The sequence below is a fragment of the Ochrobactrum teleogrylli genome (genome assembly GCF_037482325.1).
GTDB classification, from domain to species: domain Bacteria; phylum Pseudomonadota; class Alphaproteobacteria; order Rhizobiales; family Rhizobiaceae; genus Brucella; species Brucella teleogrylli.
In genome coordinates this window covers 322,312-347,099 of sequence record NZ_JBBHKQ010000001.1, presented here as the reverse complement: position 1 = coordinate 347,099, position 24,788 = coordinate 322,312, and the positions used below count along the sequence as shown (strand labels likewise).

Sequence of the window (24,788 nt, the reverse complement as noted above, 5' to 3'; positions counted from 1 at the left end):
TCGTTAGATGGGACCACAGCGGCCCGATTCTGTCTGCCCAAGGGTTAGCTTGCGCCCCGCAGCGGTGAAATTTGAATTTCAACGCGACGGTTCTGAGCACGACCTTCAGGCGTCGCATTGGTCGCGACCGGCTGGCTTGCGCCATAACCGATGATCGCAAAGCGGCGTGGGTCGATGCCCTGCGAACCGAGATAGCTTGCCACCGATCCGGCACGACGCTGCGACAAATCCTGATTATGGCTGGCGCTACCCGTCGAGTCGGTGTGACCCAGGACGTCAACCAGGGTCTGGTTGAACTTGCGCAGCACGATGGCCACCGAGTTCAGCGTCGGATAGAACTGGCTCTTCACCTGATCCTGATCCGTATCGAAGGTGATGCTCGACGGCATGTTCAGGATGATCTGATCGCCGTTACGCGTCACGGATACGCCGGTGCCCTGAAGCTGCGCGCGCAGCTCATTTTCCTGGCGATCCATATAGTTGCCGATAGCGCCGCCACCGAGCGCGCCAATACCTGCGCCGATCAGCACGGCGTTGCGCTGTGCACGGCTGGAACCGCCAACCATGAGGCCACCCAAAGCGCCGACGGCAGCGCCGATAGCAGCACCGCCCGCCGTGTTCGACATCTTCTGTTCGCCCGTATAAGGGTCAGTGGTGCAGCCCGCCAGCAAGGTGGCTCCAATCAGGCCGATACCGATTTTTTTCAACATGCAAAGGTCATCCTCAATTTGCGATTCCGCGCGCATGATAGTTGCGATTAAGGCCGGACGGTGTTCCAAATTTCGTATTTGAATCCCCCGTCCTCACCTTTTAGCTAATCCCGCCACAGGAACGCAACTGTGCCGCATAACGATTGGCCATGGCCTGGGCCCTCTTCGCGCCATTGAGCGCCGTCGCATTCCCACGCCAGGCCCCACGCGCATAGCCGCCATGGCCGCTGTAATAAGCCAGATAGAGGCTATACGCATCCGCGCGGTTGATGCCGTTCTTCTGATAGCTTTGATAGTGATACCAGCCGATGAAATGGATAGCGTCGGCAAAATTGGTGCGCGAAGCGGTCCAGCGCCCAGTCTCCCGCTTGTAGCGATCCCAGGTCCCGTCGAGCGCTTGCGAATAGCCATAGGCGCTGGATGCGCGCTTCCATGGAATGATCCAGAGAATCTTCGTGCGGGGCGGTCGTGCATAGGGCTGGAAGCCCGATTCCGTATAGATCGTCGCCATCAAAACCGGAACCGGCACGCCGAATTCACGCGAAACGCGCGTGGCGGCACTCTGCCAATTGTTAAACCAACCGTCACGCTGATCGAAGACTGCGCATACATTGCTGACCTGCCGCGGGGCGGTCGCACAGCCTCCAAGGATCACGAGCGCTACGAGACACAAAACGCGCATCATGGGAAACCTCGTCAAATTATAAAGATTGATAAAATGTAAAAGTAAACGTCCTATTAACCGGACTGCGCGGCGGGAACGGCCAGAACACTCAACATCATCGGAATGATGTTGAGTGGTTGCCTTATAACCGTGATTCCTCTCGCCTTGGCGATCGGCTATATGAAGTTCGACCCGAAGATCATGCCCTATTTGGGGATCTGGGCCGTCAACAATCTCGTCTTCGTCGCCTTTGCGGGAGAAGTGTTGTTTCGCGGCATGATCAGGGGCGCCTGCTTGCCTATTCGTACTATCGGGGCTGGCACCCAGCCTTTGCGATTACGATCACGGCAATCCTGTACGGCATGCTGCACTATTGCATTGAGCGACAAGCGGGCAGGCCTATCGGTTCCTGCCCTGACGCTCCTGGCGCAGACGTGCCCAATAGTCGAGCCGTTTGCGGATATCGCGTTCAAAGCCGCGCTCCGGCGGATCATAGAATTTCTGCCGTCCGAGACTTTCGGGGAAATAATCCTGACCCGAAAAAGCATCAGGCTGATCGTGGTCATAGGCGTAACCGTCGCCATAGCCCTCGTTCTTCATCAGCTTGGTAGGAGCGTTCAAAATATGCTTTGGCGGCACCAGAGAGCCATTTTCCTTGGCTGCGCGCATCGCAGCTTTATAAGCCAAGTAAACGGCATTCGACTTTGGTGCGGTTGCCAGATAAACGCAGGCCTGCGCCAGCGCCAGTTCACCTTCCGGCGAACCCAGATAGTCATAGGCATCCTTGGCCGCGTTGCAGATGACGAGCGCCTGCGGATCTGCCAGCCCGATATCTTCAACCGCCATACGCACCAGGCGCCGCCCGAGATAAAGCGGGTCTTCCCCTGCATCGAACATGCGCGACAGATAATAAAGCGCCGCGTCGGGATCAGACCCGCGCACCGATTTATGCAGCGCCGAGATCAGATTGAAATGCCCGTCCTGGCTCTTGTCGTAGACCGGCGCACGACGCTGCACCACGTCCTGAAGTTTTTCTACCGTAAAGACCTCGTCTGGCCTTGCGGCACGCCAGATTTCCTCGGCCAGCGTCAATGCAGCACGGCCATCCCCGTCGGCCATACGGATAAGGCTCGCCCTCGCCTCCTCATCCAGCGGCAGCGGACGGCCTTCCTGCTCTTCGGCGCGGATCAGCAGCGTCGCAATACTCTCCGCGTCATGCGGATGAAAGGTCAGCACCCGCGCGCGCGACAAAAGAGCGGCATTGAGTTCGAATGATGGATTTTCGGTGGTCGCGCCAATCAGGATGACGGTGCCGTCTTCCATCACCGGCAGGAAGGAATCTTGCTGCGCACGATTGAAGCGATGAATTTCGTCGACAAACAGCAAGGTCTGCCGCCCGGACATGCGCCGCGCGCGGGCCGTCTCAAAAACTTTCTTGAGATCGGCAACACCGGAAAAGATTGCAGAAATCTGCTCGAAGGCAAGATCGGTTTCGCCAGCCAGCAGTCGGGCAACGGTGGTTTTACCGGTTCCGGGCGGCCCCCAGAAAATCATCGAACCGAGCGAACCGGATGCGATCATGCGCGTCAACACGCCTTCCGGCCCGGTCAGATGTTCCTGACCGGTGACCTCAGACAGATGCTTCGGACGCAGACGGTCGGCCAGCGGACGATTACGGTCCGCATTCGGGTCTGACGCCGATGAAAAAAGATCGCTCATTCGATGACTCTGTCGAAAAATAAATGCCGCTTCAGTGTCTAAATCAAAAAGCGGCAGGCCGTGGGGAAAATGGTGATTTCGAGAACCGGAGCGCAGCGTACATTAGGGTACGTGAGCCTAGGTAAGCGCAGAAATTGCCATTTGCAGCCCGGCATGGCGACTTTTGGATCAGACATGAAGGCATAAGCTTACCTGAAGCGGCATGCAACTTTCTGTAGCCGGTTTATCGAACGAACTGGCGCAGGAGCGTGCCGTTGCGTTCGATTTCCATACGCCATGCCAGACCGCGGCCCGCATTCAGGACCGAAGAAAGATCGGTTACGCTGCGGATCACATTGCCATTCAGGTTGCGAATGATATCGCCGGGGCGTAAGCCCAGCCGTGCGGCTGGCGAGCCGGAATAAACATCCATCACCGCCACGCCGTTTGCATCGCGCTTCAGGCGCAATTTTGCGGCAGTGGACGGCGTCAGCTCCTGCACAGCGGCACCGGCAAATGGGTTATCACCCTCAATAACCAAAGGCGCGGTTTGCTTCACCTCGGGTGCTTTGGTCAGCTTGACCGGCAGGGTCAGATTTTCGCCACCACGCAGGATCGCAATGGACACCGTGCTGTCGATGCCGGCGGTCGAAAGACGATAGCCGAGCACATCCTGATTATCGATGCGCGTACCCTGCACGGAAAGCACCACATCGCCAACCTTCAAGCCTGCGGCTTCAGCCGGTCCGCCTTTGGCAACCGCCGTAATCAGGGCGCCATAAGGCTTCTCCATGCCGAGGCCTTCGGCTATATCCGCCGTCACGCCCTGAAAGGTCGCACCGATATAAGGGCGTTCGAAGCTGCTGCTGCCGCTTTGCGCGGCCTGAATCACAGCGCGCACCATATTAGACGGAATGGCGAAGCCAATGCCGACAGAACCGCCGGAACGCGAATAGATCGCCGTATTGATCCCGATCAGCCGCCCGCGCATATCCACCAGAGCACCGCCGGAATTGCCGGGATTGATCGCAGCATCTGTCTGAATAAAGAAATCGAAGTCGGAAATACCGACCTGCGTGCGCGATTGCGCCGAGACGATGCCGCTCGTCACGGTCTGACCGACGCCAAACGGGTTGCCGACAGCAAGCACAAGATCGCCCACTTCCACTTCGTCGGAATTACCCAACGACAGGACCGGAAATTTCTCCTTGGATTCGATTTTCAAGACGGCCAGATCTGTGGTCTCATCGCGCAGCAGAAGCTTGCTTTCGAATTCCCGGCCATCGGACAGCGCGACCTTGATTTCGTCCGCGTCCTTGATGACGTGATTATTGGTCACGACGATGCCCGACGCATCGACAATAACGCCGGAGCCGAGTGACTGCTGGATGCGGGGCTTGGTGTCGCGAAACTGCCTGCCGAAGAACTGCTCAAAGAAGGGATCGCCCGCAAATGGCGACTGCGCCTGAGCCTGCACCTGTCGCGCAGCGTAGACATTGACAACGGCGGGTGTGGTTTCCTTGACCAAAGGGGCGAAGGAAAGCTGCATATCAGCCCGGCTGAGCGGTATCTGCTTTGCCGGTGCTGGCGCATCCTGCGCTATGGCTGGCAGTCCTGCCATGCCAATCGATGCCAGAATGATGCCCGTGATTCCGAAACGTCGCCAATTCATGCACAAACTCCGCGCTTTCCCAGCCTTCCCGTTCAACTCCCAATGGAGGAATACGGGGCTCGTTGTCCATATGTAATGAAGTGAGGCCAAGGATAAAGGGCCACATTGTGACCACATGCAAAAAGCCGGTGCAATTTTCCGTCACATCAACGTGTGGCCGCATATGCAAGCAGCAGCGCAAATAAAAAGGGCCGCACAAGGCGGCCCTTTTTAAATCTTTATCAGCGTGAATTACGCAGCGTCGGCTTCAGCAGCAGCTTGAGCTTCGACGCGGGCGCGGTCAGCCTTGCCCTTTGCATCGACATCGCGTTCCACGAATTCAACAACGGCCAGAGGCGCGTTGTCGCCAGCGCGGAAGCCAGCCTTCATGATGCGGATGTAGCCGCCGTTGCGGGTTGCATAGCGCGTAGCCAGCGTATCGAACAGCTTAGCCACGACCTTAACGTCGCGGATAGCCGAGATAGCCTGACGGCGTGCATGCAGATCGCCGCGCTTGCCGAGCGTGACAAGCTTTTCAACGATTGGACGGATTTCCTTGGCTTTCGGAAGCGTGGTCACAATCTGTTCGTGCTCGATGAGCGAAGCCGCCATGTTGGCGAACATTGCCTTGCGATGCGAGGCAGTGCGGTTCAGCTTACGCTGTCCATTACCGTGGCGCATGGCCTTCTCCTTTAATTCGTAACGTACCGGGATATGCCGGTCTTATTTTCGATTAACGCATTGTCCGACGCGAAACCGCTTCGCACTTTCGCTGGAAATGCTGGTCTTTAATTCAAGCATTATCCCGCGCGAAACCGCTTCGCACTTTCGCTGGAAATGCTTAGTATTGGTCTTCGTAGCGCTTTGCGAGATCTTCGATATTTTCAGGCGGCCAGGACGGGATTTCCATACCAAGATGGAGACCCATCGACGCGAGAACTTCCTTGATCTCGTTGAGCGACTTGCGGCCGAAATTCGGAGTCCGCAGCATCTCGGCTTCCGTCTTCTGGATCAGATCGCCGATGTAGACGATGTTGTCGTTCTTCAGGCAGTTTGCCGAACGGACAGACAGCTCGAGCTCGTCCACCTTCTTGAGCAGAGCCGGGTTGAAAGCGAGTTCCGCAACCTGTTCCTGCGGAGCTTCCTTCTGAGGCTCTTCGAAGTTGACGAAGATCGCCAGCTGGTCCTGGAGAATACGAGCAGCATAAGCCACTGCGTCTTCACCCGTGACCGAACCGTTGGTCTCGATGTTCAGCGTCAGCTTGTCATAATCGAGAACCTGGCCTTCACGGGTGTTCTCGATCTTGTACGACACCTTGCGAACCGGGGAATACAGGCTGTCGACCGGGATAAGCCCAATCGGAGCATCTTCCGCACGGTTGCGGTCGGCAGGCACATAGCCCTTGCCGGTGTTGACAGTGAATTCCATGCGGATTTCAGCGCCTTCATCCAGCGTGCAGATGACGTGATCCGGGTTCAGGATTTCGACATCGCCGACAGTCTGAATGTCGCCAGCCGTAACGACGCCTGGGCCTTCCTTGCGGACGACCATGCGCTTCGGGCCCTCACCTTCCATACGGATGGCGATTTCCTTGACGTTCAGAACGATATCCGTAACGTCTTCGCGGACGCCCGGAATAGAAGAGAATTCATGCAGAACGCCGTCGATCTGTACGGCGGTCACGGCAGCGCCGCGCAGCGACGACAGAAGCACGCGACGCAGAGCATTGCCGAGCGTCAGACCGAAACCGCGTTCTAGCGGTTCAGCAACGACGGTTGCATGCGTGCGGGAGCCGTGGGTGATAAATTCCACCTTGTTCGGCTTGATCAGTTCCTGCCAGTTCTTCTGGATCATGTAAGTATCCCTCTATCAATCGTCGCTACCATCCTATCGTAGCGATCAAGTGTAGAAACCGCAGAGGAACCCTGAATTGCTCCAGGGTTCGTGCGGCATGTGAACGAGGATTAGACCCGGCGCTTCTTGCGCGGACGGCAACCGTTGTGCGGGATCGGCGTAACATCGCGGATCGACGTGATCACAAAGCCGGCAGCCTGAAGGGCGCGCAGCGCGGATTCACGGCCAGAACCCGGTCCGCAAACCTCGACTTCGAGGGAGCGCATGCCGTGTTCCTGAGCCTTCTTGGCGCAATCTTCGGCAGCGATCTGTGCGGCAAACGGGGTCGACTTACGCGAACCCTTGAAACCCTGAGCACCTGCGGAAGACCAGGCAATCGCATTGCCCTGAGCGTCCGTGATGGTGATCATGGTGTTGTTGAACGTCGAATTTACGTGGGCAACGCCCGACGAGATGTTTTTACGCTCGCGACGGCGAACGCGCGTGGCTTCCTTGGCCATGATAGTCCTTTCAATCGATCTCTACACCGCCGTAATTCCAGCGGCTACACCGGTCCTCACGAAAGGACCAGTATCAAACCCAACCGGCGCACCGGAAAGGCCCGACGGAACGAAACGTTCCGTCGAAATTACTTCTTCTTGCCTGCGATAGCCTTCGCCGGACCCTTACGGGTGCGTGCGTTGGTATGCGTGCGCTGGCCGCGAACCGGCAGCGAACGACGATGACGCAGGCCGCGGTAGCAACCCAGGTCCATCAGGCGCTTGATGTTCATCGAAACTTCACGACGCAGGTCACCTTCGACCTGGTAGTCAGCATCGATTGCTTCGCGGATCTGAAGGACTTCAGCATCCGTCAGCTGGTTAACGCGACGTTCGTCGGCAATGCCAACCTTCGTTACGATTTCCCGAGCAAATTTCGGTCCAATCCCGTGGATGTACTGAAGCGCAATAACAACGCGCTTGTTCGTCGGGATGTTGACGCCAGCGATACGTGCCACGTCTGTTCTCCTTAATGTTAATCACTTCCGCCTGAAAGACTAATCCCCCAGACAGCATAAAATGACCGGTATCGGCCTCTTTTCGATTTCCGCCGCTACCTGCCATTCAAAACCAAATGAAGTGGCGCAGTCTTTGACGGAATCGCCCGAAAAAGTCAACTCTTAAACGTTCGTAAAGCCGTTAAACCGGCCTTACAGACAATCGAATCGACTTCTGGAAGCAATAAACGGGCAGAAAACGCTAACCGCTTTTCTGCCCGTGTTTGAATCTGCGCATCGTGCTTTCCAAAAAACGATCCCGATTTTTGGGCCGATGCGTTCGTCCAAGCCTTCACGCCGGAACGAGAATTCTCTCGATTTCGGCAGTCACTTCTTCAACCGGCGCCATGCCGTTGAGGACACGCAGTTCACCGGTTCCGGCGTAATAGCTCGAAAGCGGCGCGGTCTTTTCGCGATACTCGATCAGACGCTTGCGGAAAGCTTCCGGATTGTCGTCCGAACGCACCTGACCGCCCTTGGCGATCGTTTCGGCCACGCGGCTCTCCATCCGCTTGACCAGGGCATTCTCATCAACCTTCAACTCGATGACTGCATCGAGCTTCAGGCCTTTGTTTGCGAGCATTCCGCCGAGAGCTTCAGCTTGCGGAACCGTACGCGGGTAGCCGTCGAGAATGAAACCGTTCGCGCAATCCGGAGCGTCGATGCGCTCCGACACGATCTGGTTGACGATCTCGTCGGAAACCAGCTGACCGGCATCCATGACCGCCTTGGCGCGCTTTCCGACTTCGCTCTGCTGAGCGACTGCCGAACGCAGCATATCGCCAGTCGAAAGCTGCGGAATTCCATGCTTCTTGGTAAGAAGTCCAGCCTGCGTCCCCTTACCTGCTCCGGGCGGCCCAAGAAGTATCAGTCTCATTTATTGCGTTTCCCACCTCTGAGTTTGGACTTCTTGATCAGCCCTTCATACTGATGGGCGATAAGATGTCCCTGAACTTGCGCAACCGTATCGAGCGTAACGCTCACGACAATTAGCAGCGATGTACCGCCAAGATAGAACGGCACGCCGGTCGCGGAAATCAGGAATTCCGGCAGAAGACAGACAAGCATAATATAGATGGCGCCGACAACCGTGATGCGGGTCAACACATAGTCTATATATTCCGCAGTCCGCTCACCGGGGCGAATGCCCGGGATGAAGCCGGAATGCTTCTTGAGCTGGTCAGCCGTGTCCTTGGGATTGAACACGATGGCCGTGTAGAAGAAGCAGAAGAACGCCATCAAGCCAGCGTAGAACAGCATGTAAAGCGGCTGTCCATGGCCCAATGCGTTGAGAACCGTGGTAGCCCAGGCAGGCATTTCCGTCGTGTTGGCAAAGCCAGCAACGGTCGCGGGCAGAAGCAACAGCGACGATGCGAAGATCGGCGGAATGACGCCTGCAGTATTGAGCTTCAGCGGCAGATGCGACGTGTCGCCCTGGAACATACGGTTGCCAACCTGACGCTTCGGATACTGGATCAGAAGACGGCGCTGAGCGCGCTCGACGAACACGATGACCGCAATCAAGGCGATTGCGAGCACGATGACGCCCAGAATGAGGCCCGTCGACAGAGCGCCGGTACGGCCCAGTTCCAGCGTGCCGGAAATGGCATGCGGAAGGTTCGCGACGATACCGGAGAAGATGATGAGCGAGATACCGTTGCCGATACCGCGTGCCGTGATCTGCTCACCGAGCCACATCAGGAACATGGTGCCGCCAACGAGCGTAATCACCGATGAAACGATGAAGAACGGCCCCGGATTCATGACAATGCCGTTACCCGACTGCAAGCCCACCGAAATGGCATAGGCCTGCACAAGCGCCAGAAGCACGGTGCCGTAACGCGTATACTGATTGATGATCTTGCGACCCGCCTCGCCTTCCTTCTTCAGCGCTTCAAGCGACGGAACAACCGACGTCATGAGCTGCACGATGATGGAAGCCGAGATGTAAGGCATGATGCCGAGCGCGAAAATGGCCATACGACCAACGGCGCCACCGGCGAACATGTTGAAAAGTCCGAGTACACCCTGACTATGCTGCTGGAAAGCCTGCGCAAGAGCGTCAGGATTGATTCCCGGAAGCGGAATATAGGTGCCGAACCGATATACGAGCAAAGCGCCCAGTGTGAACCAGATGCGCTTCTTGAGTTCATCAGCTTTCGAGAAAGCCGAGAAATTGAGATTGGAAACTAGCTGTTCAGCAGCCGATGCCATTAAATTTCTCCGGTGAAAAGTCTCCGGTCCCCTACTCCCATCGACACGCGTTTAATCAACCCGCGTCCTTCCGGACAAGAAGACCCAACCCAGATATGCGCATTGGCATAAATGTGCAAGCGGCGGCCCAGTTTTTATCGCAGTTCCAAATGGAAAAATGCACTGCATCTTTCCCGGAATTGCCCTGGGCCGCCGCTTATAATTTTGATGCAGAAGCCTTATTCGGCAGCTGCTACTTCAGGAAGCTTAATGCTACCGCCAGCCTTTTCGATCTTCTCGACTGCCGACTTGGAAGCGCCAGCAACCTCAAAGGTTACCTTTGCCTTCAGTTCGCCATCCGAAAGAATGCGAACGCCGTCCTTGGCGCGACGAATCACACCAGCAGCCTTCAGCGCTTCGAGGTTCACAACAGCCTTGGCGTCCAGCTTGCCGGCGTCGATAGCGGCCTGAACACGGCCGAGCGACACAACGTTGAAGCTCTTTGCAAAGATGTTGGTGAAGCCGCGCTTCGGCAGACGACGGTAGATTGGCATCTGGCCGCCTTCGAAGCCATTGATCGAGACGCCCGAACGGGACTTCTGACCCTTGACGCCGCGGCCAGCGGTTTTACCTGTGCCCGAGCCGATACCACGGCCAACGCGCTTGCGCGCCTTGACGGAACCTGGCTTGTCACGCAGATCGTTGAGTTTCATGTCTCTATCCCCTGCGTTATCAGGCCTCGTCCACGATGCGGACGAGATGCTGAACCTTGGCGATCATGCCACGAACCGAAGGAGTATCCTCCAGCGTGCGGCGGCGGTGCATTTTATTAAGTCCGAGGCCGATCAGCGTTGCACGCTGTTCGGCTGGACGACGGATAGGGCTTCCGATCTGTTCGACCGTAACCGTCTTACCCTTCTTCTCAGCCATCACTCAAATCCTTTGTCTATGGCGTATCCGGTGGCCTGTTTCAGTGTCGAATGCAAATTCTTGCAGAAACTGTCAGACCCCGGACTAACACAAACTATCGGCTATTCTTCCGAACCGACCACATCATGGCGGCGAGCCTGAAGGGTCGAGTACTTGATGCCGCGCTGTGCCGCGATATCCTTCGGATGCATCTGATGCTTGAGAGCATCAAACGTCGCGCGAACCATGTTGTATGGGTTCGACGAACCGAGCGACTTGGCGACAACGTCCTGAACGCCGAGCGTTTCGAACACTGCACGCATCGGACCACCGGCGATGATACCCTTACCGGCAGGAGCTGCACGGAGCAGAACCTTGCCAGCACCGTGACGGCCTTCGACGTCATGATGCAGAGTACGACCCGAACGCAGCGGAACGAAGATCATGTCGCGCTTGGCAGCTTCGGTAGCCTTACGGATAGCTTCCGGCACTTCACGTGCCTTGCCATGACCGAAGCCTACGCGGCCCTTCTGATCGCCAACGACGACGAGAGCAGCAAAACCGAAGCGACGGCCGCCCTTGACGACCTTGGCTACGCGATTGATGTGAACGAGCTTGTCAACGAACTCGCTGTCGCGCTCCTCGCGACCGCGGTCTTCGCGGTTACGTTCTCTCTGTGCCATATCCTGATTTCCTTTTTTCTTTTCCGGAAGCACAAACTTCTATTAGAAGCTGAGGCCGCTTTCGCGGGCAGCTTCGGCGAGAGCCTTCACGCGGCCGTGGAAAATAAATGCACCACGGTCGAACACTACGTCCTTAACGCCAGCCTTGACGGCGCGCTCAGCAACCAGCTTGCCAACGGCAGCTGCTGCTGCCTGGTCTGCGCCGGTCTTGAGCTTGCCCTTGAGGTCGCCATCGAGGGTCGAAGCGGCCGCAAGCGTAACGCCGCGGACGTCGTCGATGATCTGGGCGTAGATGTTCTTCGAAGAGCGGTGTACGCTGAGGCGTGGTCGGCCGTTGGCGGCAGACTTGAGCTGACGGCGCACGCGAGCAGCGCGACGCTGCAAAGTTTCTTTTGGCGATGCCATGACGCGCTTCCCTTACTTCTTCTTGCCTTCTTTGCGGACGATCTTCTCGCCAGCATACTTGACGCCCTTGCCCTTGTAAGGCTCGGGGCCGCGATATTCGCGGATCTCAGCCGCGACCTGACCGACCTGCTGCTTGTCGATACCGGTGACGACGATTTCCGTCGGCTTCGGCACGGCAACAGTGATGCCAGCAGGCACGTCATAGACCACTTCATGGCTGAAGCCGAGAGAGAGCTGCAGGTTCTTGCCCTGCATGGCAGCGCGGTAACCGACGCCGCTGATTTCGAGCTTCTTCTCGAAGCCGTCCTTCACGCCAACAAAAATGTTGGAGATCATCGTGCGGGACATGCCCCACTTCGAACGAGCTTCCTTCGACTGGTCGCGCGGATCGACGCTGATAGCGCCGTCTTCCATCTTGACCAGAACTTCATCGTGCACGACGAAGGAGAGTTCACCCTTCGCGCCCTTGGCCTTGACGATCTGCCCATCAACACTGGCGGTCACGCCTGCCGGGACCGGCACGGGTTTTTTACCGATACGAGACATTTTAATACCTGTCTTTTATCTGTTCGCTGTCAACCGCATCAGAAGATGCGGCAGAGCAGCTCACCACCAACGTTTTGTTCACGGGCTTCATGATCCGCCATTACGCCCTTCGGCGTGGAGAGGATCGAGATGCCGAGGCCGTTTGCAACCTGCGGGATCGACTTGACCGACACATAAACGCGACGGCCAGGCTTCGATACGCGGCTGATCTCACGGATAACCGGAACACCTTCATAATACTTCAGCTCGATTTCGATCTCGGCCTTGCCGTTCACGAATTCGCTCTGCGAGTATCCGCGGATGTAACCTTCAGACTGAAGAACATCGAGAACGCGAGCGCGCAGCTTCGAAGCCGGGGTCGTAACCTTGGTCTTCTTGCGGCCTACTGCGTTGCGGATACGGGTCAGCATATCGCCGAGAGGATCTGACACAGACATATGCTACTCCTTACCAGCTCGACTTGACGACGCCCGGAATCTGTCCGAGCGAACCCAACTGACGCAGCGCAATACGCGACATCTTCAGTTTACGGTAATAACCACGCGGACGGCCCGATACTTCGCAACGATTGCGAATACGAACCTTCGACGAATTGCGCGGCAGTTCGGCAAGCCGGATAGTGGCGCGGAAGCGCTCCTCCAGCGGAAGGCCCTGATCCATTACGATCGCCTTCAGACGTGCACGCTTTTCAGCATGACGCTTAACCAACTTTTCGCGGCGCTTGTTTTTTTCGACTGCGCTAGTCTTGGCCATGTTATCTATACCTCGCTACGCTTGCCGTTACTGCCGAAACGGGAAGTTGAATGCACGCAGAAGAGAGCGCGCTTCATCATCCGTCTTGGCGGTCGTGCAAACGATGATGTCCATGCCCCAGATCTGATCAACCTTATCGTAGTTGATTTCGGGGAACACGATGTGCTCCTTGATGCCCATGGCGTAGTTGCCACGTCCGTCGAAGCTCTTCGGGTTCAGGCCGCGGAAGTCGCGAACGCGAGGAAGAGCGATCGTCACCAGACGATCAAGGAATTCATACATGCGGTCCTGGCGAAGGGTAACCTTCGTGCCAATCGGCATGCCTTCACGCAACTTGAAGGTTGCGATCGAGTTACGGGCGCGTGTGATGACGGCCTTCTGGCCGGCAATCTGGCTGAGGTCTTCAGCGGCAACCGAAGGCTTCTTCGAATCGCCGGTGGCTTCGCCAACGCCCATATTGAGGACAACCTTCGTGATGCGTGGAATCTGCATCTCGTTGTCGTATTTGAACTCTTCAAGGAGCGCTTTACGGATATTATCCTGATAAAGCTTCTTGAAGCGTGGAAGTGCCTTAGCTTCAGCCATCGATCAGCGCTCCAGAACGTTTTGCGACACGAACCTTCTTGCCGTCCTCAACGCGGAAACCGACGCGGGTCGGCTTGCCATCCTTGGGATCAGCAATTGCCAGGTTGGACAGGTGGATCGGCGCTTCCTTGGAGATAATGCCGGCTTCCTGGGTCTGGGTCTGGCGCTGATGACGCTTCACAATATTAATGCCACGAACGAGCGCCTGCTCGTCCTTAGGCATAACCTTAAGAACCTCGCCCTTACGGCCCTTGTCCTTACCGGACAGCACGACAACGCTGTCGCCTTTGCGAATCTTTTGCATCGTTGTGCTTCCTTACAGAACTTCCGGAGCCAGCGAGATGATCTTCATGTGGTTCTTTGCGCGAAGTTCGCGCGGAACCGGTCCGAAGATACGCGTGCCGATAGGCTCTTTCTTGTTATCGATGAGAACAGCTGCGTTGTTATCAAAACGAATTACGCTGCCGTCCGGACGACGGATGTCCTTGGCGGTGCGTACAACAACCGCCTTCATCACGTCACCCTTCTTGACGCGGCCGCGCGGAATAGCTTCCTTGATCGACACCACAATGATGTCGCCAACGGAAGCATAACGCCGCTTCGAGCCGCCCAGCACCTTGATGCACATGACACGACGTGCGCCGGAGTTATCCGCCACGTCGAGGTTTGTTTGCATCTGAATCATGACTGGCCGCCTTCTTTTCCTTCAGCTGGTTAAGGGCTCCTGCCCTACCTAAGCTGCGTGTTTGTAATTTAGCCCGCTGCTTCGTTCGTCAGAACGACCCAGCGTTTGTCCTTCGAGATCGGAGCCGATTCCTGAATGGAAACGGAATCACCAACCTTGAACTGGTTGTTTTCGTCATGCGCCTTGTACTTCTTCGACTGACGCACGGTCTTCTGGAGGAGCGGATGCGAATAGCGACGCTCAACCTTAACCACAACAGTCTTGTCGTTCTTATCGCTGACGACAACGCCCTGCAGAACGCGTTTAGGCATGATATTTTTTCCTTATGCCTTGCTTTCGGCCGCCTTCTGGCGGGCAATAGTCTTAATACGCGCGATGTCGCGGCGAACCTGCTTCACGCGCGCGGTCTTTTCGAGCTGGCCGGTAGCCTTCTGAAAGCGCAGATTGAACTGTTCTTTCTTCAGTGCGGCCAACTCGTCGTTCATCTGATCGGTGCTTTTCGCCCGAACGTCTGCGGCTTTCATCGTTGCCTCTCCTTATTCAGCAATGCGCTGGATAAAGCGCGTCTTGATCGGCAACTTTGCTGCGCCGAGTCTGAGGGCTTCGCGTGCCACATCTTCGGGTACGCCGTCAAGCTCAAACATCACGCGACCTGGTGCCACACGGCATGCCCAGAAGTCAACCGAACCCTTACCTTTACCCATACGGACTTCGGTAGGCTTCGAAGTTACCGGCAGGTCAGGGAAGATGCGGATCCACACGCGACCGGCACGTTTCATGTGACGGGTGATCGCGCGGCGAGCCGCTTCGATCTGACGTGCGGTGACGCGTTCCGGCTCGAGAGCCTTCAGACCGAAAGCACCGAAATTCAGATCCGTGCCGCCTTTCGAGTTGCCGTGGATACGGCCCTTGAACTGCTTGCGGAACTTGGTGCGCTTAGGCTGCATCATTGTTCTCTACTCCAAATTTCTCGCCCGCGGCCCGCTTTTTAAGCGTTTTCGCGGCGGCGGTTCGACGAGGAACCCTGATTGTCACCCTCGACCGCACGACGTTCGGAAGCCATCGGATCGTGTTCAAGGATCTCGCCCTTGAAGACCCAGACCTTCACGCCGCAGATACCATAAGCGGTCTTCGCTTCTGCTGTACCGTAGTCAATATCGGCGCGCAGAGTATGAAGCGGAACGCGACCTTCACGGTACCATTCCATGCGAGCGATTTCCGCACCACCCAGACGACCCGAGCAGTTGATACGGATACCTTCGGCTCCAAGACGCATTGCCGACTGAACGGCACGCTTCATGGCGCGACGGAATGCCACACGGCGTTCGAGCTGCTGAGCGATCGACTGAGCGATCAGCGTAGCGTCGATTTCCGGCTTGCGAACTTCAACGATGTTGAGCGAAGTATCGGCATTGGTCATCTCGGAAAGCTTCTTGCGGAGCTTTTCGATGTCTGCACCCTTCTTGCCGATGATGATGCCCGGACGAGCCGAGTGGATCGTCACGCGGCACTTCTTGTGCGGACGCTCAATTACGATCTTCGAAATCGCAGCCTGCTTGAGTTCCTCGGTGAGGAACTCGCGGATCTTCACATCTTCATGCAGCAGCTTGCCGTACTCACCGGTATTTGCGTACCAACGCGAATCCCAGGTGCGGTTGATGCCGAGACGAAGACCGATCGGATTAATCTTCTGACCCATTATGCGGCCTCCCCTTTTTCCGCGACTTCGCGGACAACAATGGTGAGATGCGAAAACGGCTTCTCGATACGGCTCGCGCGGCCACGGCCACGGACGTGGAAGCGCTTCATGACGATCGACTTGCCCACATAGGCTTCGGCGACGATCAAAGCATCGACGTCGAGGTCGTGATTATTTTCAGCGTTTGCAATCGCCGACTCTAGCGTCTTCTTAACCGTATCGGCGATCCGCTTGCGCGAGAACGTCAGATCGGCAAGTGCCGCATTCACTTTCTTGCCGCGAATCATGCTCGCGACAAGGTTAAGCTTCTGCGGGCTGACGCGGAGCGTACGGGCGACGGCTTTCGCCTCGTTATCCTTAAGCTGGCGGGGAGCCTTGGCCTTGCCCATCGTTACTTCCTCTTTGCCTTCTTGTCCGCGCCGTGACCGTAGTAGGTACGCGTAGGCGCGAATTCACCGAACTTGTGTCCGACCATTTCTTCCGAAATCGACACCGGCACATGCTTGTTGCCGTTGTAGACGCCGAAAGTCAGACCGACAAACTGCGGCAGGATGGTGGAGCGGCGGCTCCACATCTTGATAACTTCGTTACGACCGCCTTCGCGTACCTTCTCAGCCTTGTTGAGAAGATAGCCGTCGACAAACGGACCTTTCCAAACTGAACGAGCCACTTTAGACTACCTCTCTTACTTCTTGCGCTGATGGCGCGAACGCATGATGAACTTGTCAGTCGCCTTGTTCGAGCGCGTCTTCTTGCCCTTCGTAGGCTTGCCCCACGGAGTGACAGGGTGACGACCACCCGAGGTACGACCTTCACCACCACCATGCGGGTGATCGACCGGGTTCATTGCAACACCGCGAACGTGCGGACGCTTGCCACGCCATACCGAACGACCGGCCTTGCCGTCGTTGATATTGCCGTGATCCGGGTTCGAAACTGCACCAACCGAAGCGAAGCAGGCGCCGGAAACCAGACGCTGTTCACCAGAGTTGAGGCGCAGGATCGCCATGCCCTGGTCGCGACCGACGAGCTGGGCGTAGGTGCCAGCCGAACGTGCGATCTGACCGCCCTTACCAGGCTTCAGTTCGACGTTGTGGACGATCGTGCCAACTGGCATCGAAGCAAGCGGCATTGCGTTGCCCGGCTTAACGTCGACGGAATTACCAGCAATCACCTTGTCGCCGACAGCAAGACGCTGCGGAGCCAGGATGTATGCGAGTTCGCCGTCTTCGTAACGGATCAGCGCGATGAACGCGGTGCGGTTCGGATCGTATTCCAGGCGTTCGACGGTGCCCACGACGTCAAGCTTGCGACGCTTGAAATCGATGAAGCGGTACGAACGCTTGTGACCACCGCCCTGAAAGCGAACAGTGATACGACCGGTGTTGTTACGGCCACCCTTCTTGGACAGACCTTCGGTCAGGGACTTGACCGGCTTGCCCTTGTAGAGTTCCGAGCGATCCACGATGACCAGCTGACGCTGGCTCGGCGTGGTCGGATTAAAATGCTTGAGTGCCATTGTTTCTTACTCCAAGGCCTCTCAGAGACCGGTCGAAACGTCGATGCTCTGGCCTTCAGCCAAAGTAACGATCGCTTTCTTGACGTCGCTCTGGCGCCCGATAATGCCGCGGAACCGCTTGACCTTACCCTTGCGCACTGCAGTGTTGACTGCGGTAACCTTGACGCCGAACAGCGCTTCGACTGCAGCCTTGATTTCCGGCTTCGTTGCCTTGCGGGCTACGTTGAAGACGACCTGGTTGTGTTCAGAAACCAGAGTAGACTTCTCGGTGATAACCGGGCTGACGATCACGTCGTAATGGCGAAGATCAGTCATTTGAAACGCTCCTCGAGGGCTTCGACAGCCGCCTTGGAAAGCACGAGCTTGCCACGGCGAAGAATGTCGTAAACATTGATGCCCTGCACTGGCAGAACGTCGATGTTCGGGATGTTCGAAGCCGCACGCTGGAAGTTCACGTCGATCTCTGCGCCGCCGATGAGCAGTGCATTTTCAAGACCGAGCTTGGCGAACTGAGAAACAAGCTGCTTCGTCTTGGCTTCGGAAGCCGCCAGATCATCGATGATGATCAGGTCGGATGCCTTTGCCTTGGCGGAAAGAGCATGACGCAGGCCAAGAGCGCGAACCTTCTTCGGCAGGTCGTGTTCATGGCTACGGACAACTGGTCCGTGAGCCTGACCACCACCGCGGAACTGCGGAGCACGAGCCGAATGGTGACGAGCGCGACCCGTACCCTTCTGCTTGTACATCTTCGCGCCGGTGCGGCTTACGTCGCCACGGCCCTGAGCCTGATGGGAGCCCTGCTGGCGGCGAGCCAGCTGCCAGCGCACAACGCGCTGAAGAATGTCGTCACGCGGGTCGAGGCCGAAGATATCTTCGTTCAGCTTGACCTTGCCGGCATCCTTGCCTTCAAGAGTTGTAATCGTGAGATCCATTATTCGGCTCCCTCAGTCGCGGCGGCTTCAGCCTTGGCGGCACCTGCACGCAGAGCGGCCGGCTTCGGCGCGTTCTCAGGCAGCGAGACCTTGACTGCGTCGCGGACGATGATCCAGGCGCCCTTGGAGCCCGGAACCGCACCGCGGACCAGAATGAGGCCACGATCAGTGTCCGTCGAGACAACTTCAATATTCTGCGTGGTCACGCGGGTCTGGCCCATATGACCAGCCATCTTCTTGCCCTTGAACACCTTACCCGGGTCTTGACGCTGACCGGTCGAGCCGTGAGCGCGGTGGGTAATGGAGTTACCGTGGGAGGCGCGATGACCAGCAAAATTGTGACGCTTCATAACACCGGCAAAACCTTTACCGATCGAAGTACCCGTCACGTCGACCTTCTGGCCGGCGACGAAGTGTTCGGCGGTGATTTCCGCGCCGACTTCGAGGAGGTTGTCCGGAGAAACGCGGAATTCCGCAAGCTTCGCCTTGGGCTCGACCTCGGCCTTCGCGAAATGACCGCGCATAGCCTTGGACGTGTTCTTTACCTTGGCGATACCAACGCCAAGCTGAACAGCCGTGTAACCATTCTTTTCAACTGTACGCTGAGCTACCACGTGGCAATTCTCCATGCGGAGAACCGTCACCGGCACATGCTCGCCGGCGTCGTTATAGACGCGGGTCATGCCCAGCTTCTGTGCAATAACACCTGAACGCATCGGGTTCGTTCCTTCCGTCCTCAAGCCGATTAAAGCTTGATCTCGACATCGACACCGGCGGACAGATCGAGCTTCATCAGCGCGTCAACAGTCTGCGGGGTCGGGTCAACGATATCGAGAAGACGCTTGTGCGTGCGCATCTCGAACTGCTCGCGGCTCTTCTTGTCGATGTGCGGCGACCGGTTTACCGTGAACTTCTCGATCCGTGTTGGAAGCGGGATCGGTCCGCGCACATTTGCACCGGTACGCTTGGCAGTCGACACGATTTCCCGCGTCGAAGCGTCAAGGATCCGATGATCAAACGCCTTAAGGCGAATGCGGATATTTTGACCGTTCATTTCATCTGTTCCTTGTTACGCGGAGCGTCTCCGGAGAGACGCTCCTGCACAAACCTTAATTACTCGATGATCGAAGCGACGATGCCTGCACCGACGGTGCGGCCACCTTCACGGATAGCGAAGCGGAGCTTCTCTTCCATGGCGATCGGGACGATCAGCGAAACGTCAACGGTAACGTTGTCGCCAGGCATAACCATTTCCGTGCCTTCCGGCAGGGTCACAATACCGGTCACGTCAGTCGTACGGAAGTAGAACTGCGGGCGGTAGTTGGTGAAGAACGGCGTATGACGACCACCTTCGTCCTTGGTCAGAATGTAAGCTTCTGCCTTGAACTTGGTGTGCGGCTTGACCGAACCCGGCTTGCAGAGAACCTGACCGCGTTCAACGTCGTCACGGCCAACGCCGCGAACCAGTGCACCGATGTTGTCGCCAGCCTGGCCCTGATCGAGCAGCTTGCGGAACATTTCAACGCCGGTAACCGTCGTCTTCGAGGTTGCCTTAATGCCGACGATTTCAACTTCTTCGCCGACCTTGACGATACCGCGCTCAACGCGACCCGTCACAACCGTACCGCGACCCGAGATCGAGAACACGTCTTCGATCGGCATCAGGAACGGCTGGTCAACCGGACGTTCCGGGGTCGGGATGTAGTTGTCGACAGCGTCCATCAGGTTGCGGATTGCGTCTTCGCCGAGTTCCTTCGAGGAATCTTCGAGAGCTGCAAGAGCCGAGCCCTTGATGATCGGAACTTCGTCGCCCGGGAAGTCGTACTTCGAGAGAAGTTCGCGCACTTCCAGTTCAACCAGTTCGAGCAGTTCTGCGTCGTCAACCTGGTCGCACTTGTTCAGGAACACAACGATTGCCGGAACGCCAACCTGACGAGCGAGCAGGATGTGCTCACGGGTCTGCGGCATCGGGCCGTCAGCTGCCGAAACAACCAGGATCGCGCCGTCCATCTGTGCAGCGCCGGTGATCATGTTCTTCACATAGTCAGCGTGGCCTGGGCAATCGACGTGTGCGTAGTGACGGTTGGCAGTTTCGTACTCAACGTGAGCCGTCGAGATCGTGATACCGCGGGCGCGTTCTTCCGGTGCAGCGTCGATCTGGTCATACGCCTTGAATTCACCGAAGAACTTCGTGATCGCTGCAGTCAGCGAGGTCTTGCCATGGTCAACGTGACCGATGGTGCCGATGTTAACGTGGGGCTTCGTACGTTCAAACTTACTCTTTGCCATTTGAGCTCTCCGTAAATTTAGCCTGCTCAGGCATTCTTTTGATTGGGAGCGTAACCTTCAGATTACGCATGTCTTTCTCCCGGAACCGGTATCCACTTCCGGGAGACATGCGCTCCGATTACGCAAACTTCTTTTGGATTTCCTGTGCGACCGCCGTCGGAACCGGCTCATAATGGTCGAACTGCATCGTGTACTGTGCACGGCCCTGGGACATCGAACGCAGCGAATTCACGTAGCCAAACATGTTGGCCAGCGGAACGTTTGCATTGACGACCGTGGCGATGCCGCGGGCTTCGGTGCCGGAAATCTGACCGCGACGCGAGTTCAGATCGCCGATAACGTCACCAACGTAATCTTCCGGCGTAACAACCTCGACCTTCATGATCGGCTCGAGGAGTTGAGCGCCAGCCTTCTGCGCACCTTCACGGAACGCTGCACGGGACGCGATTTCGAAGGCGAGAACAGACGAGTCAACGTCATGGTACGCGCCGTCGATCAGGGTGGCCTTCACGCCGAGCATCGGGAAGCCGGCGAGCGGACCCGCACCCATGACGCTTTCGATACCCTTCTGGACACCCGGAATGTATTCCTTCGGAACCGATCCGCCGACGATCTTCGATTCGAAGATGAAATCGTCGCCATCATGCGGTTCGAAGATGATCTTCACGCGAGCGAACTGACCCGAACCACCCGACTGCTTCTTGTGGGTGTAATCGATTTCAGCCTGACGGGTGATCGATTCACGGTAAGCAACCTGCGGAGCACCGACGTTGGCTTCAACCTTGAATTCGCGCTTCATGCGATCGACGAGAATGTCGAGGTGAAGTTCGCCCATGCCGGCGATGATGGTCTGACCGGATTCTTCATCCGACTTTACGCGGAACGAAGGATCTTCAGCTGCCAGACGATTGAGCGCGATGCCCATCTTTTCCTGGTCGGCCTTGGTCTTCGGCTCGATCGCGATTTCGATAACCGGATCCGGGAATTCCATGCGTTCAAGGATAACCGGCTTCAGCGGATCGCAGAGCGTATCGCCAGTGGTGGTTTCCTTGAGGCCAGCCAGAGCAACGATGTCGCCAGCAAAGGCTTCTTCGATGTCTTCACGGCTGTTCGAGTGCATCTGCAGCATACGGCCGATACGCTCACGCTTGCCCTTGACGGTGTTTTCCAGCGAAACGCCCTTGGTCAGCTTGCCAGAGTAGATACGAGCAAAGGTGAGCGAACCGACGAACGGGTCGTTCATGATCTTGAACGCAAGCATCGACAGCGGAGCTTCATCCGAAGATTCGCGGGTCGTTTCGGTTTCCGTCTTGACGTCAATGCCCTTGATGGCAGGAACGTCGGTCGGAGCCGGCAGGAACTCGACAACAGCGTCAAGAAGCGGCTGAACGCCACGGTTCTTGAATGCGGTACCGCAGAGGATCGGATGGAACTTGACGTCGATCGTGCCCTTGCGGATCAGCGCGCGCAGCTCATCATTGGTCGGCATGGTGCCTTCCAGATATGCTTCCATCGCGGCTTCGTCGATTTCCACGGCCAGCTCGATGAGCTTTTCGCGGTATTCTTCAGCCTTGTCCTTGAGGTCTGCAGGAATTTCGCCAACTTCGGCAGCTGCGCCGATGGTGCCATCCCAGGTCAGGGCCTTCATTTCGATCAGGTCGATAACGCCGGTGAACTCGTTTTCAGCGCCGATCGGCAGCTGAACCGGAAGTGCAACAGCGCCAAGACGCGAGCCAACCATTTCTACGCAACGGTAGAAGTCAGCACCGATCTTGTCCATCTTGTTGACGAAGACCATACGGGGGACGTGGTACTTTTCAGCCTGACGCCACACGGTTTCCGTCTGAGGCTCAACGCCAGCGTTGGCGTCGAGCAGCGCGATCGCGCCGTCGAGAACGCGGAGCGAACGTTCAACTTCAATCGTGAAGTCGACGTGGCCCGGAGTGTCGATGATGTTGAAGCGGCGCTTCTTGCCATCCCGGCCCTGCCAGAACGTGGTCGTAGCAGCGGACGTGATGGTGATACCGCGTTCCTGTTCCTGCTCCATCCAGTCCATGGTCGACGCACCATCGTGGGTTTCGCCGATCTTATGGTTCTTACCGGTATAGAACAGGATGCGCTCGGTCATCGTCGTCTTACCGGCGTCGATGTGAGCCATGATACCGAAATTGCGGTAGTCTTCGATTTTGTATTCGCGGGCCATGATAGTCGCTCTTTGAATAGGTTTCGACGATTACCAGCGGTAATGCGAGAAGGCGCGGTTGGCTTCAGCCATGCGATGCGTGTCTTCACGCTTCTTCACAGCAGAACCACGGTTGTTAGCAGCATCAAGCAGCTCACCGGACAGACGATCAATCATTGTCGTCTCGTTACGGCCACGAGCAGCATTAATGAGCCAACGGATGGCAAGCGCCTGGCGGCGTTCTGGACGCACATCGACCGGAACCTGATAGGTTGCACCACCAACGCGGCGCGAACGGACTTCGATGTGCGGAGCTACGTTGTCGAGCGCCTGATGGAACAGCGCGACCGGCTCGGACTTCGCCTTGGCTTCGATTGAATCGAGCGCACCGTAAACGATGCTTTCAGCAACCGACTTCTTGCCATGCAGCATGACTGCATTCATAAACTTCGTGATAACGAGATCGCCGAACTTTGGATCCGGATTAATCTCACGCTTCTCAGCCTTATGGCGTCTGGACATTTCGTCTCTTCTTTCAATTACATCGGGCTCAGCTCGCCTTCTGGCGGCCGGTATCCCCGGAAAATCTTACTTCGGACGCTTTGCACCGTACTTCGAACGGCGCTGCTTGCGGTTCTTGACACCCTGGGTATCGAGAACGCCGCGGATGATGTGGTAACGCACACCCGGCAAGTCCTTTACACGACCGCCGCGGATCATGACGACCGAGTGCTCCTGCAGGTTATGCCCTTCACCAGGGATATAACCGATAACTTCGAAGCCGTTCGTCAGACGAACCTTGGCAACCTTACGGAGAGCCGAGTTCGGCTTCTTCGGGGTCGTCGTATACACGCGGGTGCAAACGCCGCGCTTTTGAGGGTTTGCCTGCAGTGCAGGAACCTTATTGCGCTTTACCGGCGCAATGCGCGGCTTGCGGATAAGCTGGTTTACGGTTGGCATACAACCTTCCTCTATAAAAAATCTCGTATCCACGCCCATATGGGCCGTTTCACCGCCATGCTGATGCACGAATTCGGGACAAGTCACGACAACCGGTGACCACCCCGAACAAAAGCAGAGGAAGCTGACGCTTCATGCGAACGGCAAATTGCATTTCGATCGTAAAACGAACCCTGTTTGAGACGAACTTCAGGACGCGTCGTCCCGAACAAGCCTGCCTCACATCGGCTCAGATGGGCTGCTGATACGTCTTTAGCGACGTTTCGTCAAGGGAGTTGGGCCAAGTTTCTTCGCCAAAGGGCAGGAAACCGGCGTTTCGGCCTTCGCCGGACAGGTTATTGCGCTGTAATCGGCGCGAAATCGCACTTATTTCGCGATCAAAACCGTCATTTTCACGTGGCACCATGGTGTTGGCGCCCGTGAGCCGTTATTGAAACACATCCGAGTCGAAACGCAACCCAATATTAAGAGATTCTCAATGTCTTCCACCACTGCATCCACCGGCGACGATTCGCCAACCGTCCACCTGGTCATCGCCGACGTCTGGAACGAGGGTGAAGAATCCCCCGTCGAAGTGCATCTGCTCTTGAAGGCGGACGAAGACGAAGATCTGGTTCAGACCGTTCTCGGCATTCTCGCTGAGGAAGGTTATCATGAAGCCGAACTTCTTGAGATGGGCACCCTCACCGAAGAGCCTGCTGAAGAGCCGCACAAAAGTGCATGGGCAACCGCTCTGAGCGGTGAAGTCGCGCTGATCGAATTTGACGGCGACGACGAAGAAGAAGAGTAAGATTTAGCGAAAGCGTTTCCGGTACGGGTGCGAAGCACTCCGCG

Annotated in this window: 37 protein-coding genes; 1 reads left to right on the top strand and 36 read right to left on the bottom strand. The window is 56.8% G+C overall.

The genetic code is table 11. The features are described from left to right. Positions 1-44: 44 nt before the first annotated feature. From WIX40_RS01750 to WIX40_RS01575, 36 genes are all read right to left on the bottom strand, one after another. A complete protein-coding gene (locus WIX40_RS01750; RefSeq protein WP_109370251.1) occupies positions 45-710 on the bottom strand; it encodes a YiaD family glycine zipper/OmpA-like lipoprotein in 666 nt (221 codons plus the stop codon). A gap of 100 nt (positions 711-810) precedes the next feature. Beyond that, complete coding sequence (locus tag WIX40_RS01745) at positions 811-1,395, bottom strand: transglycosylase SLT domain-containing protein (protein WP_121536272.1); 585 nt, start codon at positions 1,393-1,395, stop codon at positions 811-813. Positions 1,396-1,773: 378 nt separating this feature from the next. Continuing rightward, positions 1,774-3,093, bottom strand: coding sequence for a replication-associated recombination protein A (locus WIX40_RS01740; protein ID WP_339438140.1), 1,320 nt, complete (start codon positions 3,091-3,093; stop codon positions 1,774-1,776). A 223-nt stretch (positions 3,094-3,316) separates the two neighbouring features. Further along, positions 3,317-4,744, bottom strand: a complete 1,428-nt coding sequence (locus WIX40_RS01735) for a DegQ family serine endoprotease (RefSeq protein WP_109369213.1) — start codon at positions 4,742-4,744, stop codon at positions 3,317-3,319. 231 nt (positions 4,745-4,975) lie between these two features. Further along, positions 4,976-5,404: a 50S ribosomal protein L17 gene (rplQ, locus tag WIX40_RS01730; RefSeq protein WP_109369214.1), complete on the bottom strand. Its 429-nt coding sequence runs from the start codon at positions 5,402-5,404 to the stop codon at positions 4,976-4,978. 160 nt (positions 5,405-5,564) lie between these two features. Continuing rightward, a complete protein-coding gene (locus tag WIX40_RS01725; protein WP_109369215.1) occupies positions 5,565-6,578 on the bottom strand; it encodes a DNA-directed RNA polymerase subunit alpha in 1,014 nt (337 codons plus the stop codon). A 110-nt stretch (positions 6,579-6,688) separates the two neighbouring features. Further along, positions 6,689-7,078, bottom strand: coding sequence for a 30S ribosomal protein S11 (gene rpsK, locus WIX40_RS01720; protein ID WP_002964339.1), 390 nt, complete (start codon positions 7,076-7,078; stop codon positions 6,689-6,691). A gap of 128 nt (positions 7,079-7,206) precedes the next feature. Then, positions 7,207-7,575 carry a 30S ribosomal protein S13 gene (gene rpsM / locus WIX40_RS01715; protein ID WP_109369216.1) on the bottom strand — a complete coding sequence of 123 codons (369 nt, stop codon included), beginning with the start codon at positions 7,573-7,575 and terminating at the stop codon, positions 7,207-7,209. A gap of 331 nt (positions 7,576-7,906) precedes the next feature. Next, positions 7,907-8,491, bottom strand: coding sequence for an adenylate kinase (locus tag WIX40_RS01710; RefSeq protein WP_109369217.1), 585 nt, complete (start codon positions 8,489-8,491; stop codon positions 7,907-7,909). Further along, positions 8,488-9,828, bottom strand: coding sequence for a preprotein translocase subunit SecY (gene secY / locus WIX40_RS01705; protein WP_109369218.1), 1,341 nt, complete (start codon positions 9,826-9,828; stop codon positions 8,488-8,490). The genes WIX40_RS01710 and secY overlap by 4 nt, the downstream gene beginning before the upstream one ends. A 218-nt stretch (positions 9,829-10,046) precedes the next feature. Continuing rightward, positions 10,047-10,520, bottom strand: coding sequence for a 50S ribosomal protein L15 (gene rplO, locus WIX40_RS01700; RefSeq protein WP_109369219.1), 474 nt, complete (start codon positions 10,518-10,520; stop codon positions 10,047-10,049). 19 nt (positions 10,521-10,539) lie between these two features. After that, on the bottom strand, positions 10,540-10,737 hold the full coding sequence (gene rpmD / locus WIX40_RS01695; protein WP_078340784.1) for a 50S ribosomal protein L30: 198 nt from the start codon (positions 10,735-10,737) through the stop codon (positions 10,540-10,542). Between the two features lie 101 nt (positions 10,738-10,838). Next, positions 10,839-11,399: a 30S ribosomal protein S5 gene (rpsE, locus tag WIX40_RS01690; RefSeq protein ID WP_006467009.1), complete on the bottom strand. Its 561-nt coding sequence runs from the start codon at positions 11,397-11,399 to the stop codon at positions 10,839-10,841. Positions 11,400-11,441: 42 nt separating this feature from the next. After that, on the bottom strand, positions 11,442-11,804 hold the full coding sequence (rplR, locus tag WIX40_RS01685) for a 50S ribosomal protein L18 (protein ID WP_078340783.1): 363 nt from the start codon (positions 11,802-11,804) through the stop codon (positions 11,442-11,444). A gap of 12 nt (positions 11,805-11,816) precedes the next feature. Then, positions 11,817-12,350, bottom strand: a complete 534-nt coding sequence (gene rplF / locus WIX40_RS01680) for a 50S ribosomal protein L6 (protein ID WP_109369220.1) — start codon at positions 12,348-12,350, stop codon at positions 11,817-11,819. A gap of 38 nt (positions 12,351-12,388) precedes the next feature. After that, on the bottom strand, positions 12,389-12,787 hold the full coding sequence (rpsH, locus tag WIX40_RS01675) for a 30S ribosomal protein S8 (protein WP_078340781.1): 399 nt from the start codon (positions 12,785-12,787) through the stop codon (positions 12,389-12,391). Positions 12,788-12,797: 10 nt separating this feature from the next. Further along, positions 12,798-13,103, bottom strand: coding sequence for a 30S ribosomal protein S14 (rpsN, locus tag WIX40_RS01670; RefSeq protein WP_109369221.1), 306 nt, complete (start codon positions 13,101-13,103; stop codon positions 12,798-12,800). A 27-nt stretch (positions 13,104-13,130) separates the two neighbouring features. Then, a complete protein-coding gene (gene rplE, locus WIX40_RS01665; protein WP_109369222.1) occupies positions 13,131-13,688 on the bottom strand; it encodes a 50S ribosomal protein L5 in 558 nt (185 codons plus the stop codon). Then, positions 13,681-13,992, bottom strand: a complete 312-nt coding sequence (gene rplX, locus WIX40_RS01660; RefSeq protein ID WP_006467020.1) for a 50S ribosomal protein L24 — start codon at positions 13,990-13,992, stop codon at positions 13,681-13,683. Before rplX ends, rplE begins: the two co-directional genes overlap by 8 nt. A 12-nt stretch (positions 13,993-14,004) precedes the next feature. Beyond that, positions 14,005-14,373: a 50S ribosomal protein L14 gene (rplN, locus tag WIX40_RS01655; RefSeq protein ID WP_004683923.1), complete on the bottom strand. Its 369-nt coding sequence runs from the start codon at positions 14,371-14,373 to the stop codon at positions 14,005-14,007. 68 nt (positions 14,374-14,441) lie between these two features. Next, positions 14,442-14,684 (bottom strand): 30S ribosomal protein S17, encoded by a 243-nt coding sequence (gene rpsQ / locus WIX40_RS01650; RefSeq protein ID WP_109369223.1) that lies wholly within the window; start codon positions 14,682-14,684, stop codon positions 14,442-14,444. A gap of 12 nt (positions 14,685-14,696) precedes the next feature. Continuing rightward, on the bottom strand, positions 14,697-14,897 hold the full coding sequence (rpmC, locus tag WIX40_RS01645; protein WP_078340776.1) for a 50S ribosomal protein L29: 201 nt from the start codon (positions 14,895-14,897) through the stop codon (positions 14,697-14,699). A 12-nt stretch (positions 14,898-14,909) separates the two neighbouring features. Further along, complete coding sequence (gene rplP / locus WIX40_RS01640) at positions 14,910-15,323, bottom strand: 50S ribosomal protein L16 (protein ID WP_109369224.1); 414 nt, start codon at positions 15,321-15,323, stop codon at positions 14,910-14,912. A 38-nt stretch (positions 15,324-15,361) separates the two neighbouring features. Further along, positions 15,362-16,072: a 30S ribosomal protein S3 gene (rpsC, locus tag WIX40_RS01635; protein ID WP_006467024.1), complete on the bottom strand. Its 711-nt coding sequence runs from the start codon at positions 16,070-16,072 to the stop codon at positions 15,362-15,364. Beyond that, entirely contained in the window at positions 16,072-16,461 is a 390-nt protein-coding gene (gene rplV, locus WIX40_RS01630; protein ID WP_109369225.1) for a 50S ribosomal protein L22, read from the bottom strand. Before rplV ends, rpsC begins: the two co-directional genes overlap by 1 nt. A 2-nt stretch (positions 16,462-16,463) precedes the next feature. Then, entirely contained in the window at positions 16,464-16,742 is a 279-nt protein-coding gene (gene rpsS / locus WIX40_RS01625) for a 30S ribosomal protein S19 (RefSeq protein WP_109369226.1), read from the bottom strand. Positions 16,743-16,757: 15 nt separating this feature from the next. Beyond that, positions 16,758-17,591: a 50S ribosomal protein L2 gene (rplB, locus tag WIX40_RS01620; RefSeq protein ID WP_109369227.1), complete on the bottom strand. Its 834-nt coding sequence runs from the start codon at positions 17,589-17,591 to the stop codon at positions 16,758-16,760. Between the two features lie 21 nt (positions 17,592-17,612). Beyond that, positions 17,613-17,906 (bottom strand): 50S ribosomal protein L23, encoded by a 294-nt coding sequence (locus WIX40_RS01615; protein ID WP_078340773.1) that lies wholly within the window; start codon positions 17,904-17,906, stop codon positions 17,613-17,615. Then, complete coding sequence (gene rplD / locus WIX40_RS01610) at positions 17,903-18,523, bottom strand: 50S ribosomal protein L4 (protein WP_078340772.1); 621 nt, start codon at positions 18,521-18,523, stop codon at positions 17,903-17,905. The genes WIX40_RS01615 and rplD overlap by 4 nt, the downstream gene beginning before the upstream one ends. Beyond that, positions 18,523-19,239 (bottom strand): 50S ribosomal protein L3, encoded by a 717-nt coding sequence (gene rplC / locus WIX40_RS01605; protein WP_109369228.1) that lies wholly within the window; start codon positions 19,237-19,239, stop codon positions 18,523-18,525. The genes rplD and rplC overlap by 1 nt, the downstream gene beginning before the upstream one ends. 29 nt (positions 19,240-19,268) lie before the next feature. Beyond that, entirely contained in the window at positions 19,269-19,577 is a 309-nt protein-coding gene (gene rpsJ / locus WIX40_RS01600) for a 30S ribosomal protein S10 (RefSeq protein ID WP_002964363.1), read from the bottom strand. A gap of 59 nt (positions 19,578-19,636) precedes the next feature. Next, entirely contained in the window at positions 19,637-20,812 is a 1,176-nt protein-coding gene (tuf, locus tag WIX40_RS01595; protein ID WP_109369229.1) for an elongation factor Tu, read from the bottom strand. 118 nt (positions 20,813-20,930) lie between these two features. Continuing rightward, positions 20,931-23,015, bottom strand: coding sequence for an elongation factor G (fusA, locus tag WIX40_RS01590; protein ID WP_109369230.1), 2,085 nt, complete (start codon positions 23,013-23,015; stop codon positions 20,931-20,933). 30 nt (positions 23,016-23,045) lie between these two features. Next, a complete protein-coding gene (gene rpsG, locus WIX40_RS01585) occupies positions 23,046-23,516 on the bottom strand; it encodes a 30S ribosomal protein S7 (RefSeq protein WP_109369231.1) in 471 nt (156 codons plus the stop codon). Positions 23,517-23,582: 66 nt separating this feature from the next. Continuing rightward, positions 23,583-23,954: a 30S ribosomal protein S12 gene (gene rpsL, locus WIX40_RS01580; RefSeq protein WP_006471111.1), complete on the bottom strand. Its 372-nt coding sequence runs from the start codon at positions 23,952-23,954 to the stop codon at positions 23,583-23,585. Positions 23,955-24,183: 229 nt separating this feature from the next. Beyond that, positions 24,184-24,360, bottom strand: coding sequence for a hypothetical protein (locus WIX40_RS01575; protein WP_167836016.1), 177 nt, complete (start codon positions 24,358-24,360; stop codon positions 24,184-24,186). 72 nt (positions 24,361-24,432) lie between these two features. Here WIX40_RS01575 and WIX40_RS01570 point away from each other — a divergent pair, with 72 nt between their 5' ends. Beyond that, positions 24,433-24,744, top strand: coding sequence for a hypothetical protein (locus WIX40_RS01570; protein ID WP_109369232.1), 312 nt, complete (start codon positions 24,433-24,435; stop codon positions 24,742-24,744). The last annotated feature ends 44 nt before the right edge of the window (positions 24,745-24,788 follow it).